The sequence below is a fragment of the Streptomyces sp. NPDC058289 genome (assembly GCF_042880975.1).
Classification (GTDB): domain Bacteria; phylum Actinomycetota; class Actinomycetes; order Streptomycetales; family Streptomycetaceae; genus Streptomyces; species Streptomyces stoeckheimensis.
On the sequence record NZ_JBHVYI010000003.1, the window covers coordinates 38,487 to 52,063 of the forward strand.

Sequence of the window (13,577 nt, forward strand, 5' to 3'; positions counted from 1 at the left end):
GGTCAGGGGGTGCGGACCGCCACCGCGAGGAAGCGGGAGTCCTCGTCGGCGTACGAGGTCATTCGCCAGCCCGAACCGGCCAGCAGCGGCCCGAGGTTGGGCTCGGCGCGCATGTCGTCCGGGGTCAGTTCGCGGCCGTGGCGCGCCGCGAGGGCCGCCCGCCCGATCGGGTGGAACAGCGCGAGCCGGCCGCCGGGGCGGACGACCCGGGCGAGCTCGCGCAAGTTGGCCCCGGGGTCGGGCAGATGGGCGATGAGACCGGCGGCGAACACGGCGTCCAGCACCCCGTCGCGCAGCGGCAGCCGGGCCACGTCGGCGAGCAGCAGGGCACCCTCCGCGTCCCGGCCGGCCTCGTGCGCGGCAACCAGCATCTGCGGGGTGACATCGGCGCCGAGCACCGTTCCCGACGGTCCCACGGCCGCGCGGAGCGCGGTCAGCGCCCGCCCGGTGCCACAGCCCGCGTCGAGCACCCGGTCGCCGGGACGCAGTCCGAACTCGTCGACGGCGGTCGCGAAGGCGGGCCCGTCCCCGGGGAACTTGCGGTCCCAGCCGGCTGCGCGCGCCCCGAAGAACTCCTGGACGTGGCCGCGGTCCCGCGTCTGGTCCCGGGGCCGGTTCCGAGCGGGGTCCTGCGACCGGTCCCGAGCGGGGTCCTGAGCCGGGTCCTGCGACCGGTCCCGGGTGTGGTCCTGTGTGCGGTCTTCGCTCATGTGCCCATGATCCCTCACCGGGGCTTCGGCACATGCCTGCGGAACGTGTGCAAGGTGGTACGCGGCGTGATCGAAGATGAACGTATCTCTGTCATATTCCAGCAGTTCCAGTGGCTTTCGAAATGCGGCCCGTGTTCGCTCCCTCACCCGGACTAGCTTCCGTGGCCATGGGACACCTGGACCACGCCGCCTATGGCTGGCTTACCCCCGCGCTGTCATACGTGATGGCTTCGATCGGCGCCGCCCTCGGCCTGCGCTGCACCGTTCGCGCGCTCGCCGCGACGACCGGAACCTCCCGCCGCAACTGGCTCCTCACCGCGGCCTCGGCCATCGGCACCGGGATCTGGACGATGCACTTCGTCGCCATGCTCGGCTTCCACGTCACCGGGACCGAGATCCGCTACAACGTGCCGCTGACCATCCTCAGCCTCCTCGTCGCGATGATCGTCGTCGGCGCCGGGGTCTTCGCCGTCGGCTACGGGAAGGACCGCGGCCGGGCTCTCGTCCTCGGCGGCCTCACCACCGGCCTCGGCGTCGCCAGCATGCACTACCTCGGCATGGCGGCCCTGCGCCTGCACGGCTCGGTCTCCTACGAGCCGCTCACCGTCGGGCTCTCCGTCGCCATCGCGGTCGTCGCGGCGACGGCCGCCCTGTGGGCCGCCCTCAACATCAAGTCCCCGGTGGCCGTCGCCGTCGCCTCGCTCGTGATGGGCGGCGCCGTCAGCAGCATGCACTACACCGGCATGCTCGCGGTCGCCGTCGAGGTCACGCCCTCGGACGCGGCCCTGCCGGGCGCCACCGCCATGCAGTTCATCTTCCCGCTCGCCGTCGGCCTCGGCTCCTACCTCTTCATCACCTCCGCGTTCGTCGCCCTCTCACCGACCGCCGACGAGCGGGAGGCCTCCGCGATGGCCTCCGCCGACCTGCGCCTGGGAGAGCGGGCCGCCACCGCCCCCACCGGCTGAGGCGCCGCCGCCACCCGGCTGCGGGTGATGCCCGCCGCCACGCCACCGCCCCCGCGACCGTCACGTACGTACGCACCCGCCCGGAACGAGGAGCCCATGCGCAGACCCCGCAGAACACCGGAAGCAGCGGCGTCGCGGCCGCCCGCGCCCGCGCCGGCGGGTGGCCGCGGCAAGGGGCCGGGCCGCCGGGCGCACGCCGGACCTCCGGCCGAGGAGCCCGCGGAGCGTGCGACCTCCGACGTGCTCGGGGCGATACCCGGCGGGGCCGGGGGCGGGGGCCGCGGTCCGCGCCTGCGGCTGCGTCCCGCCACCGTCCGAGCGAAGATCGTCTCGCTGCTGATGGTGCCGGTGGTCTCCCTGCTCGCCCTCTGGGCCTTCGCGACCGTCGACGCGGCCCAGGACGTCGCCCGCCTCACCCGCGCCCAGCGCGTCGACCGTGAGCTCCGGGCACCGGTCGAGGCAGCCGTCACCGCCTTGCAGGCCGAACGGCGCACGGCCGTACGGCTGCTGGCCGACCCCACCGCCGGCCAGGCGGCCGCCGCCCAGGCCCCCGGCCAGGCCGCCGCCCTGGACGAACAGGCACGCCGCACCGACGGCGCCGTACGGGCGCTGCGGCTCGGCGACCGCAACACCGTGGCCGACTCCGGCGACTACCGCACCGACATCGTCATCCGGCTGCGCGACTTCGTCGCCGCCGCCGAGGGACTGGGACCGGCGCGCAAGGACGTCGCCGGGCACCGGGCCACCCCGGAAGCGGCGTACGAGACGTACACGCGGGTGATCGACGCGGCCATGGAGGTCGGCGGGGCCCTCTCCGGAGGAGGCCAGGACGCCGAACTGGGCGGCGACGCCCGGGTCCTGCTGGAGTTCGCGCGGGCCGGGGAACAGCTGTCGCGGGAGGACGCCCTGCTGACGGCGCCGGGGCCGCGCACCGCCGAAACGCTTCGCCGGTTGACCGGCGCGGTCGAGACCCGCCGGGCCCTGACCGCCGCCGCAGCCCGGGACCTGCCCGCGGCACAGCAGGACGCCTGGCAGTCCGTGGCCAAGAGCGCCGCCTACGCCGACCTCGCCGGGGCCGAGGACCGGGCGCTGGCCGCCGCGGCCGGTCCCGCCGCCGGCCCGCCCCCCGGCTGGGAGGCGGCGTACACCTCCGTCGCCGGCTCGATGCGGGAGATCACGGACGCCGCCCACACGGCATCCGCCGACCGCACCGACCCGTTCGGCGCGGGTGCGCTGAGTCCCGCCGGAGCCGCCGTCCTCCTGGGCCTGGCCGCCGTGGCGGCCTCGCTCGTCATCTCGGTCCGCATCGGCCGGGCCCTCGTCGTCGAACTGGTTTCGCTGCGCAACACCGCGCTGGAGATCGCCCACCGCAAACTCCCGCAGGCCATGGACCGGTTGCGGGCCGGCCAGGACATCGACGTGGCTGCCGAAACCCCGCGGGGACCGGCCGCCGACGACGAGATCGCCCAGGTCGGCGAGGCACTGGCCACGGTCCACCGGGCAGCACTCAGCGCCGCCGTCGAACGCGCCGAGCTGGCGAGCGGCGTGAGCGGGGTCTTCGTCAACCTCGCCCGGCGCAGCCAGGTCCTGGTGCACAAGCAGCTCACCCTGCTCGACTCGATGGAGCGCCGCGCAGACGACCCGAACGAACTCGGCGACCTCTTCCGCCTCGACCACCTCACCACCCGGATGCGACGGCACGCGGAAAGCCTGATCATCCTCTCGGGCGCCGCCCCCGGGCGCGCCTGGCGGATGCCGATCCCGCTGACGAACGTCGTACGGGCCGCCGTCTCCGAGATCGAGGACTATCCGCGCGTCGAGGTCCGCCAGCTCGCCGAGGCCGCCGTCGTCGGCGGAGCCGTCGCCGACCTCACCCACCTGCTGGCCGAACTCATCGAAAACGCGACCCAGTTCTCCCCGCCCCACACCAAGGTCCGGGTCAGCGGAGAACCCGTCGGCGCCGGCTACGTCCTGGAGGTGGAGGACCGGGGACTCGGCATGGGCCGCGAATCCCTCCAGGAGGCCAACCGTCGCATCGAGCAGTCCGAGGCCCTCGACCTCTTCGACAGCGACCGGCTCGGGCTCTTCGTGGTCAGCCGCCTCTCCGCCCGCCACGGCGTGAAGGTGCACCTGCGCATGTCCCCGTACGGCGGCACCACCGCGGTGGTGCTGCTCCCCAACTCCCTGCTCCAGGGCGCCCTGACGGCCGCCTCCCCGCAGCCCGAGGAGGAGCACGGCGCGGCTCCGGCCCCCGTTCCCTCGCCGGAGTCGGTCGCCGAACCGGTCCGGGAGCGGTACCGGGAGCCGTCCCAGGCCATCAGCGTCGTACGGGACGACGTGCGCGGGGTCCCGGTCCCGGACCGGAGCCCCGTACGCGAGGAGCCCCGGCCCTCCCCGGTGGCCCCGCTGCGGCCGCGCGGCTCCGCGGGCGCGGTGCCCCGTACGCCCGTCCCGGCGGTCGCGGCGGCCCCCTCGGGTCCGGCCGGCTCAGGTCCGGCCGCGTCGGTCACCGAACTGCCGCGCCGCGTACGGCAGGCGAGCCTCGTCCCGCAGCTGCGCGAGGCCCCCGCTCCCAAGGCCCCGGCCGGGGTCCGGGGGGCGGAGGCACCGCCCGGCCGCAGCCCCGAGCAGGCGCGCGAGCGGATGGCGGCCTACCGGGCGGGCTGGGTGCGGGGCACGCAGGCGAGCGGCGAAGCCGGCGCGGACGGTCCGGGCCGCGCAGGCGACGCGGGCGGCACGGGCGGCACGGGCGGCACAGGCAGTACTGGCGAAGGCGAAGGAGCACGGTGATGATCGAACATCAAAGGATCGACCTCGACGGCGTCCGCAGGTCGGGCGAACTCGACTGGCTCCTGGACGACCTCGTGGTCCGGGTGCGCGAGGTCCGGCACGCCGTGGTCCTGTCCAACGACGGCCTGGCGGTGGGCGCTTCCAGCGCGCTCAGCCGGGAGGACGCCGAGCACCTGGCGGCCGTGGCCTCCGGCTTCCACAGCCTGGCCAAGGGCGCGGGCCGGCACTTCCACGCCGGAGGCGTGCGCCAGACGATGGTGGAGATGGACGAGGGCTTCCTCTTCGTGGCCGCCGCCGGAGACGGCTCCTGCCTGGCCGTGCTCAGCGGGGCCGGCGCCGACATGGGGCTCATCGCCTACGAGATGGCCCGGCTCGTCAAGCGGGTCGGCGAGCACCTTTACACCCCGGCCCGGTTCGCGGCGCGGCCGCCGGCCGCCGGTTGAGGGCGGCGGCCTTGAGCACGAACGGCCGGTGGTACGACGCCGACGCGGGCCCGCTCGTCCGTCCGTACGCCATGACCGGCGGGCGCACGAAGCCGGGACCCCACGGGGTCCGGTTCGACCTGATCGCGCTCGTCGTCGTGGACCCGGCGGGGACGGACGAGGCGGCCGAGTCGCTGCTGGGACCGGAGCACCGGGCGTTGCTCGGTCTGTGCCGGGACGAGACCCAGTCGGTGGCCGAACTCGCGGCGGACGCGGACCTGCCCGTGGGCGTGGTGCGGGTGCTGCTCGGAGACCTGTTGGAGGCCGGGCACGTGAAGGTCAGCCGGCCGGTGCCGCCCGCACAGTTGCCGGACGAGCGGATTCTGCGTGAAGTCATCGAGGGATTGCGAGCGCTGTGATGGGACTGCACCACAACGGGCCGGCGCCGGCCGCCGAGGGCGGCGAGGAACTGGCCGCGCTCGCGCTGAAGATACTCGTGGCGGGCGGCTTCGGAGTCGGGAAGACGACCCTGGTCGGCGCGGTCAGCGAGATCCGGCCGCTGCGGACGGAGGAACTGCTCAGCGAAGCCGGGGAGCTGGTCGACGACACGGGAGGGGTCGACCAGAAGACGACCACCACCGTGGCCATGGACTTCGGGCGGATCACGATCAGGTCGGGGCTGTCGCTGTACCTGTTCGGGACCCCGGGGCAGGACCGGTTCTGGTTCCTGTGGGACGAGTTGTCCCAGGGGGCGCTGGGCGCGGTGGTCCTGGCCGACACGCGACGGCTGGAGGACTGCTTCCCGGCGGTCGACTACTTCGAGCACCGCAAGATCCCGTTCGTGGTGGCCGTCAACTGCTTCGCGAACGCGCGGCGGTACGCCTCGAACGAGGTCGCGCGGGCGCTGGACCTGGATCAGGGGACGCCGGTGGTGCTGTGCGATGCACGGGACAAGGACTCGGGGAAGGAAGTGCTGATCCGGCTGGTGGAGTACGCAGGACGGGTGCACACCGCGCGGTTGCTGGAGTCGGTGGAACCGCGGGCCGATTCGGTGTGAACCGGCCCGCGGCACAACGGCGTTGCGGGGGTGGTGGTGCGGGAGTAGTGCAGGGGATGCCGTCAGTCGGCCACGCCGGCGGCCGAGATCACCTTGTCGATGGAGACGCGCACGAGGAGCTCGCCGGGGACGGCGTTGCGGCGACCGAAGGCCTCGCCGTGCTCCGCTCCCATGTAGCGGGCGCCGATCCTGGTCGACCAGGGGAGCATCGCGTCCAGGTCCTCGCTGATCTCCGCCCGGCCCTGGAGGACGACGTAGGAGAAGGGCGGCCGGTCGTCGTCCATGCAGAGGGCGACGCGGCCGTCGCGGGCCAGATTGCGCCCCTTGACGGTGTCCTTCCCGGTGTTGAACACGAAGGAGTCGCCGTCGAGAACGAACCAGATGGGAGCGATGTGAGGGCTTCCGTCCTCACGGACGGTGGACAGTTTCCCGGTGCGGGTGGAGTGGGAGACGAACTCCCGCCATTCCTCTTTGGTCATCTTCTTCACCATGGGTCCATCCTCCTTGCCGGAAAGCCGCTGGTGGGGAAGGCTGGCGGCACGACTATGCGGGGTGGGGCGCGGCCGGTCCGGCCGCGTCGACGGGGAGGGACTGTATATGGCGCTGGACAAGCAGCTGGACTGGCTGCTGGACGACTTGACGCGGCGGGTGCAGCAGGTGCGGCACGCGGTGGTGCTCTCCAACGACGGCCTGGTGACGGGCGCGAGCGCGGGGCTGGCACGGGAGGACGCGGAGCACCTGGCGGCGGTCGCGGCGGGGCTGCAGAGTCTGGCGAAGGGCTCGGGGCGGCACTTCCGGGCGGGTGAGGTCCGTCAGACGATGGTCGAGTACGACGACGGGGTCCTCTTCGTCATGGCGGCGGGTGCGGGCAGCTGCCTGTGCGTGCTGAGCGCCTCCGAGGCCGACATCGGGCACGTGGCGTACGAGATGACGCTGCTGGTCAACCGGGTGGGGGAACACCTGGGTGTCGCGCAGCGGCGGATCACCGGCGGTTAGGGAGGTTGGCTGGGGAGGGCGGCGCCGTTCGCGCTTTCCTGGTTGTCCACAGGCACTGCGGGGTGTCGTAGCTCTGAGTTACGGTCTTCACACACAGTAATCACTCTGGTGGGGAGAGCGTGATGACACAGATGACACTTATGACGCAGACGATGCGGGCGACGACGGCGACGACGACACCGACGGCGGTGCCGAGGGCGGAGTCCGCGCCCGCGGGGTGCGGAGAGGTCGCCGGGCTGATGGGCGGTGGGCGAGCCGCCGGCGAACTGGGGCTGAGCCGCAGTGAGTTCGCCCGTGCCGTCCAGCTGGGCCTGGTACGGGCCGGACCCCAGGGGCCCGCCGGGGCCGCGCGGTACACCCGGACCGAGCTCGACCGGGTCCGGTCGGCGGAGGGGTTCCCGGACGCGCTGCGCGAGCGGGTGGAGACGGTCGCGGGAGCGGAAGCCGCAGCCGCCGTCCTGGGGGTCGGCCCGAGCCGGTTCACCCGGCTCGCACGCTGCGGCCACCTCACTCCGGTGGGGTACCGGATCAACCGCTACCGGGCGGTGGTGTGGCTCTATCTGACCGCGGAGCTACGGGACTTCGCGGCCCGCGAGCCCGGGATGCTGCGGGGGAGCGCACCGCCCGCGGACCGGGAGCTGATGGCGGCCAGGGCCGACCTGCGCCCCCGGAAGTGGCGCGAGCGGCACGTCGGGCTGTTGCTGAGAGGGACCGCCGACCCCTGGGAGCGGGCTGCCGTACTGGCCTCCGTGCTCCCCGAGGACGACGTGCGCGCGATCGTGCCCGACGCGGCGGAACGCATCTTGCTCGGGGCCCTCGCCCCACCCCCGCCCTACGGGCACCCGCAGGTTCCGGCGGCCGCCGAGGTGGCGGCCCGGCTGCTGCTGGCCGGGTCACCGGACGAGACCGGCTGGTACCGCACCAGCCTCGACTTCGCCCTGACCGGAGCGAGGGGTCAGTCGAAGTCGACGGGGGAGAGGGGGCCCACGTAGACCCAGGCCCCGTTGTCCCGGGCGAAGGAACTGTGCTCGTGCAGAGAGCCGGTGTGCCGGCCCTCGCGGTAGTGCGCCCGGAACTCGACCGAGCCTTCCGTCTCGAACATCCCGCCGCGCTCGGCGGCCAGGATCTCCAGCCGTTCCCAGCGCTGCCCGGGATCCAGGTCGAGCACGCCCGGCCGGGTCGACGGGTGCCAGGAGCGCAGGAGATAGGCGGTGTCGCCGACGGCGAAGGCGCTGAAGCGGGAGCGCATCAGCAGCTCGGCGGTGGGCGCCTGCCGCTCGCCGGAGTGGAAGCGGCCGCAGCACTCCGGGTAGGCGGCGGGCAGCCCGCAGGGGCAGGGGACGGCTGGAGCGGGAGCCGGGGTGGGCATGGAAGCACTCATGTTCTTCGGGGAGGGGAGGGAGGAGACGGGCGGGACTACTGCGGGGACACGGCCGGCTTGGACGCCTTGGCGCCGTACGGGCGGAAGAGCCCCTCCTGGACCACCGACACCAGCAGCTTGCCCTCGAGGTCGTAGATGCGACCGCGTGCCAGGCCCCGGCCGCCGTGCGCGATGGGCGACTCCTGGTCGTACAGGAACCACTCGTCCGCCCGGAACGGCCGGTGGAACCACATGGCGTGGTCGAGGGAGGCCATGTCGAAACCGCGCATGCCCCACAGGGGCTCCACGGGGATGCGCACGGCGTCGAGGAGGGTCATGTCACTGGCGTAGGTGAGGGCGCAGGTGTGCACGAGCGGGTCGTCGCCCAGCGGGCCGACGGCGCGCATCCACACCGCGCTGCGGGGATCGGCGTCCTTGAGCTCCTCGGGGGTCCAGCGGAGCCGGTCCACGTAGCGGATGTCGAAGGGCTGGCGGCGGGCCATCCGCTCCAGCGCCTCCGGCAGCGTGCCCAGGTGCTCGCGGATCTCGTCCACGACCTTCGGGAGCGTGTCCGGGTGCGGGAAGTCGAGGCGGGGAGGCAGCTGGTGCTCGATGCTGCCCTCCTCCGGCTGATGGAAGGAGGCGGTCAGATTGAAGATGGTCTTGCCCTGCTGGACCGCGGTGACCCGGCGGGTGGTGAAGGAGCGCCCGTCGCGCACCCGCTCCACCTGGTACACGATCGGCACTCCGGGGATGCCGGGGCGCAGGAAGTACGAATGGAGGGAGTGGACGGGCCGGTCGCCCTCCGTGGTGCGGCCGGCCGCCACCAGCGCCTGGCCGGCGACCTGGCCGCCGAAGACGCGCTGGAGGGACTCCTGGGGACTGGCGCCCCGGAAGATGTTGACCTCGATCTGCTCCAGGTCGAGCAGATCGACCAGCCTCTCGGCGGGGTTCGTCATCAGAGGATCTCCACTGTCGGGCCCGGCCGCCGTGAGGGCGCCGGTCGGTTGCGGGTCGGGGGTCGGTTGCGGGGCGGGTGCCCGTCCGGGCGGAGCCGGAGGGTGGTCAGAGCTGGCCGAGTTCGCCGACCGAGGTGACGCGCAGGACCGCCCGGCCCTCCTCGTCGGAGGCGGCGAGGTCCACCTCGGCGCTGATGCCCCAGCCATGGTCCCCGTTGGGGTCGGCGAAGGTCTGCCGGACGCGCCACAGGCCGTGCGCCGGGTCCTCCTCGATCTGGAGCAGCTTGGGGCCGCGTGCGTCGGGGCCCGTGCCCAGGTCGTCGTACTCGTCCCAGTAGCCGTCCATGGCCTCGCCCCAGGCGTCGGCGTCCCAGCCGGAGTCGCCGTCCAGCTCGCCCAGCACGTTGACGTGGTCCAGGGCCGCCAGCTCGACCCGGCGGAACATGGCGTTGCGGACCAGGACGCGGAAGGCGCGGGAGTTCGCGGTGACCGGCTTGACCTGGTCGGCCTTCTCCTGGGCCTGCTCCGCCGTCTCCACCTCAGGGTTCGCCAGCTGCTCCCATTCGTCGAGCAGGCTGGAGTCGACCTGGCGGACCAGCTCGCCGAGCCACTCGATCAGGTCCTGGAGGTCCTCGGACTTGAGGTCGTCGGGGATGGTGTGGTCGAGCGCCTTGAAGGCGCTCGCCAGGTAGCGCAGCACGATGCCCTCGGTGCGCGCCAGTTCGTAGTACGAGGTGAACTCGGTGAAGGTCATCGCGCGTTCGTACATGTCGCGGATGATCGACTTCGGGGAGACGGGGTGGTCGCGGACCCACGGGTGGCTCTTGCTGTACACGTCGTAGGCGTGCAGGAGCAGCTCTTCGAGGGGCTTGGGATAGGTGATCTCCTGGAGCCGCTCCATCCGCTCCTCGTACTCGACCCCGTCGGCCTTCATCGCGCCCACGGCCATGCCGCGTTCCTTGTTCTGCTGGGCGGCGAGGATCTGGCGCGGGTCGTCCAGCGTGGACTCCACCACCGAGACCATGTCCAGCGCGTAGGAAGGGGACTCCGGGTCCAGCAGGTCGAAGGAGGCCAGCGCGAAGGTGGACAGCGGCTGGTTCAGCGCGAAGTCCTGCTGGAGGTCGACGGTCAGCCGGATCGTGCGGCCCTCGGCGTCCGGGGAGTCGAGCTTCTCGACGACGCCGCCGTCCAGCAGCGAGCGGTAGATGGCGATGGCCCGGCGGATGTGGCGCAGCTGGGCCTTGCGCGGCTCGTGGTTGTCCTCGAGCAGGTGGCGCATGGCCTTGAAGGCGTCGCCGGGCCGTGCGATGACCGACAGGAGCATGATGTTGGTGACCTTGAAGCGCGAGGTCAGCGCCTCCGGGTCGGCGGCGATGAGCTTCTCGAAGGTGGTGTCCGACCAGGCCACGAAGCCCTCGGGGGCCTTCTTGCGGACCACCTTGCGGCGCTTCTTCGGGTCGTCGCCCGCCTTGGCGAGGGCCTTCTCGTTCTCGATGACGTGCTCGGGCGCCTGGGCCACCACGTAGCCCGCCGTGTCGAAGCCGGCCCGGCCGGCGCGGCCGGCGATCTGGTGGAACTCGCGGGCGCGCAGCGTACGGACCCGGGTGCCGTCGTACTTGGTCAGCGCCGTGAACAGCACGGTGCGGATCGGGACGTTGACGCCGACGCCGAGGGTGTCGGTGCCGCAGATGACCTTCAGCAGACCGGCCTGGGCCAGCTTCTCCACCAGGCGGCGGTACTTGGGCAGCATGCCCGCGTGGTGCACGCCGATGCCGTGGCGGACGTAACGCGAGAGGTTCTGGCCGAACTTGGTGGTGAAGCGGAAGTTGCCGATCAGCTCGGCGATCTTGTCCTTTTCCTCGCGGGTGCACATGTTGATGCTCATCAGCGACTGCGCCCGCTCGACCGCCTGGGCCTGGGTGAAGTGCACGATGTAGACCGGGGCCTGCCGGGTCTCCAGCAGCTCGGTGATGGTGTCGGTGATCGGCGTCGTGACGTACTCGTACGACAGCGGGACGGGCCGGGTCGCGGAGCGGACCACCGTGGTGGGCCGGCCGGTGCGCCGGGTCAGGTCCTCCTCGAACCGCTTCATGTCGCCGAGCGTCGCGGACATCAGCACGAACTGCGCCTGCGGCAGCTCCAGGATCGGGATCTGCCAGGCCCAGCCGCGGTCCTGCTCCGCGTAGAAGTGGAACTCGTCCATCACGACCTGGCCGATGTCGGCGTACTTGCCGTCGCGCAGGGCGATCGAGGCCAGCACCTCGGCGGTGCAGCAGATCACCGGGGCGTCCGAGTTCACCGAGGCGTCGCCGGTCAGCATGCCGACGTTCTCGGTGCCGAAGAGCTTGCACAGGTCGAAGAACTTCTCCGAGACCAGCGCCTTGATCGGCGCGGTGTAGAAGGTGACCTTGTCCTGGGCCAGGGCCGTGAAGTGCGCGCCCGCCGCCACCAGGCTCTTGCCGGAGCCGGTCGGGGTGGACAGGATCACGTTCGCGCCCGAGACGACCTCGATCAGCGCTTCTTCCTGAGCCGGGTACAGGGTGATGCCCTGGTCCTCCGCCCACGAGGAGAAAGCCTCGAAGAGGGCGTCGGGGTCGGCGTTCGGCGGGAGCTGATCAATGAGGGTCACACCCCCCATCTTGCCTGGCTTCCCCCCGGATCAGGGAACCGGCGGACAGTAGGAAGATCATCGACGGTACGCTGTGCCGTCGATGCGGCCCGAACGACACCGTCAACAGGGCCCGACCAGCACACCACCGGGGCGGGGAACGACCATGATGGGTCCGGCGCACTCACTGTCCGGGGCAGCGGCCTGGCTGGGGGTGGGCGCCGCAGCGGCCGCCTCCGGGCACGCGATGCCCTGGCCCGTCCTCGTCGTCGGCGCGCTGATCTGCGCCGGAGCCGCCCTCGCCCCCGACCTGGACCACAAGTCGGCGACGATCTCCCGCGCCTTCGGTCCGCTCTCCCGGGGCCTGTGCGAAGTGGTCGACAAGATCTCCTACGGGGTCTACAAAGCCACCCGGGCCCCGCGCGACGCCCGCCGCACCGGGGGCCACCGCACCCTGACCCACACCTGGGTCTGGGCCGTACTGATCGGCGCCGGATCCTCCGCGATCGCCGTCACGACGGACCGGTGGGGCGTCCTCGCCCTGCTCTTCGTCCACCTGGTCCTCGCCGTCGAAGGCCTGCTGTGGCGGGCCGCCCGCATGTCCAGCGACGTCCTGGTCTGGCTGCTCGGCGCGACCAGCGCCTGGATACTGGCCGGCGTGCTCGACCAGCCCGGCAACGGCTCCGACTGGCTCTTCACCGCCCCCGGCCAGGAATACCTGTGGCTCGGCCTGCCCATCGTGCTCGGCGCCCTGGTCCACGACATCGGCGACGCCCTGACCGTCTCCGGCTGCCCGATCCTGTGGCCCCTGCCCATCGCGGGCAAGCGCTGGTACCCGATCGGCCCGCCGAAGATGATGCGCTTCCGCGCCGGCAGCTGGGTGGAGCTCAAGGTGCTGATGCCCGTCTTCATGCTGTTGGGCGGGGTCGGCGGAGCCTCGGCCCTCGGCTTCTTCTGACTGCCTGACCGGCCAGTACACCCGGCGACCGGCGACGTAGCCTGGCCGGATGCCCGATGACATCCTCGCCCTGTGGCCGCTCGCGTCCCCCGCCGAGACGGACTGGCTCGCAGAGCTCGCCCAGGACGACGGGCTCACCGGCTACGAGGCCCCCGGCCGGCCCGACGCCGCCTGGGTGCTCGGCGGCATGTACGAGCGCGGAGAAAACGCCGGGGACTCCGTCAACCACAGCCAGAGCCGGGAGGAGCACCCCGGACCGGGCTGGGAGCGGCTGCGCTGGGCGGACCTGGCCGTCCGCCTCGGAGATCCGGTCGTGCCCCAGGGGATGTACCCGTGCTTTCGCTGCTTCCCCTCCACGAAAGAGGCGGGCATCCGGCCCGGTTCCGTGGAGTGGCCCGCCGAGGGCAGTCTCGACCGGCCCACGTGGAACCAGTTGGTCCGGTTCCTCACCACGAACAGCCCGCGGGGAGCGGACACCCCTTGCACGGCCTACTACAGCCCGATGGTCGTGTGGGACTTCGACAGGAAGTACGTCCGTTCCGGGAGGCTGGGCGACGCGCAGGCCCTCTTCGACCACCCGGACATCCTGTACACACCCTCCAACCTGTGGCCCGAGGACCGTTCCTGGATCGTGTACACCGACTACGACCTCTGGGCCACCAAGGTCTCCGGACCCGAGGGCCTGGTCGATGCGCTGCTCCGTGACCCCGAGATCGAGGCCGTCCGCTTGCCCTGGACCACGTAGAGAAGGC

The 13,577-nt window shown here is 72.4% G+C and carries 14 protein-coding genes; 9 read left to right on the forward strand and 5 right to left on the reverse strand.

The annotated features are described in order from the left end of the window. Nucleotides 1–2: 2 nt before the first annotated feature. Nucleotides 3–710 carry a class I SAM-dependent methyltransferase gene (locus ACFVX6_RS02045; RefSeq protein ID WP_389686998.1) on the reverse strand — a complete coding sequence of 236 codons (708 nt, stop codon included), beginning with the start codon at nt 708–710 and terminating at the stop codon, nt 3–5. A 167-nt stretch (nt 711–877) separates the two neighbouring features. Between ACFVX6_RS02045 and ACFVX6_RS02050 the strand changes: the two genes are divergently transcribed. The 5 genes from ACFVX6_RS02050 to ACFVX6_RS02070 all read left to right on the forward strand — a co-directional run bounded on the left by ACFVX6_RS02050 (nt 878) and on the right by ACFVX6_RS02070 (nt 5,944). Beyond that, nucleotides 878–1,675: an MHYT domain-containing protein gene (locus ACFVX6_RS02050; RefSeq protein WP_389687000.1), complete on the forward strand. Its 798-nt coding sequence runs from the start codon at nt 878–880 to the stop codon at nt 1,673–1,675. 96 nt (nt 1,676–1,771) lie between these two features. After that, nucleotides 1,772–4,465, forward strand: a complete 2,694-nt coding sequence (locus ACFVX6_RS02055) for a nitrate- and nitrite sensing domain-containing protein (RefSeq protein WP_389687002.1) — start codon at nt 1,772–1,774, stop codon at nt 4,463–4,465. Further along, on the forward strand, nt 4,465–4,908 hold the full coding sequence (locus ACFVX6_RS02060) for a roadblock/LC7 domain-containing protein (RefSeq protein WP_243340590.1): 444 nt from the start codon (nt 4,465–4,467) through the stop codon (nt 4,906–4,908). Before ACFVX6_RS02055 ends, ACFVX6_RS02060 begins: the two co-directional genes overlap by 1 nt. A 71-nt stretch (nt 4,909–4,979) precedes the next feature. Further along, nucleotides 4,980–5,306: a DUF742 domain-containing protein gene (locus ACFVX6_RS02065; protein ID WP_254381858.1), complete on the forward strand. Its 327-nt coding sequence runs from the start codon at nt 4,980–4,982 to the stop codon at nt 5,304–5,306. After that, nucleotides 5,306–5,944, forward strand: a complete 639-nt coding sequence (locus tag ACFVX6_RS02070) for an ATP/GTP-binding protein (protein WP_389687221.1) — start codon at nt 5,306–5,308, stop codon at nt 5,942–5,944. Before ACFVX6_RS02065 ends, ACFVX6_RS02070 begins: the two co-directional genes overlap by 1 nt. 62 nt (nt 5,945–6,006) lie before the next feature. On the opposite strand, the gene ACFVX6_RS02075 is transcribed toward ACFVX6_RS02070, so the two are convergent. Beyond that, entirely contained in the window at nt 6,007–6,435 is a 429-nt protein-coding gene (locus tag ACFVX6_RS02075) for a PPOX class F420-dependent oxidoreductase (RefSeq protein WP_389687004.1), read from the reverse strand. A gap of 106 nt (nt 6,436–6,541) precedes the next feature. Here ACFVX6_RS02075 and ACFVX6_RS02080 point away from each other — a divergent pair, with 106 nt between their 5' ends. Together ACFVX6_RS02080 and ACFVX6_RS02085 are read left to right on the forward strand one after the other, a co-directional pair. Next, nucleotides 6,542–6,940, forward strand: coding sequence for a roadblock/LC7 domain-containing protein (locus tag ACFVX6_RS02080; RefSeq protein ID WP_389687006.1), 399 nt, complete (start codon nt 6,542–6,544; stop codon nt 6,938–6,940). A gap of 122 nt (nt 6,941–7,062) precedes the next feature. Beyond that, nucleotides 7,063–7,932: a DUF6397 family protein gene (locus tag ACFVX6_RS02085; RefSeq protein WP_389687008.1), complete on the forward strand. Its 870-nt coding sequence runs from the start codon at nt 7,063–7,065 to the stop codon at nt 7,930–7,932. On the opposite strand, the gene ACFVX6_RS02090 is transcribed toward ACFVX6_RS02085, so the two are convergent. The 3 genes from ACFVX6_RS02090 to ACFVX6_RS02100 all read right to left on the reverse strand — a co-directional run bounded on the left by ACFVX6_RS02090 (nt 7,896) and on the right by ACFVX6_RS02100 (nt 11,888). After that, nucleotides 7,896–8,309, reverse strand: coding sequence for a YchJ family protein (locus ACFVX6_RS02090; protein ID WP_389687010.1), 414 nt, complete (start codon nt 8,307–8,309; stop codon nt 7,896–7,898). The two genes, ACFVX6_RS02085 and ACFVX6_RS02090, sit on opposite strands and share 37 nt — an antisense overlap. 47 nt (nt 8,310–8,356) lie before the next feature. Further along, nucleotides 8,357–9,259: an acyl-CoA thioesterase II gene (locus ACFVX6_RS02095; RefSeq protein WP_250745037.1), complete on the reverse strand. Its 903-nt coding sequence runs from the start codon at nt 9,257–9,259 to the stop codon at nt 8,357–8,359. 106 nt (nt 9,260–9,365) lie between these two features. Further along, a complete protein-coding gene (locus ACFVX6_RS02100) occupies nt 9,366–11,888 on the reverse strand; it encodes a DEAD/DEAH box helicase (RefSeq protein WP_389687012.1) in 2,523 nt (840 codons plus the stop codon). 145 nt (nt 11,889–12,033) lie between these two features. Here ACFVX6_RS02100 and ACFVX6_RS02105 point away from each other — a divergent pair, with 145 nt between their 5' ends. Both ACFVX6_RS02105 and ACFVX6_RS02110 read left to right on the forward strand, forming a co-directional pair. Further along, on the forward strand, nt 12,034–12,825 hold the full coding sequence (locus ACFVX6_RS02105; protein WP_389687014.1) for a metal-dependent hydrolase: 792 nt from the start codon (nt 12,034–12,036) through the stop codon (nt 12,823–12,825). 49 nt (nt 12,826–12,874) lie between these two features. Next, nucleotides 12,875–13,570: a hypothetical protein gene (locus tag ACFVX6_RS02110; RefSeq protein WP_389687016.1), complete on the forward strand. Its 696-nt coding sequence runs from the start codon at nt 12,875–12,877 to the stop codon at nt 13,568–13,570. The last annotated feature ends 7 nt before the right edge of the window (nt 13,571–13,577 follow it).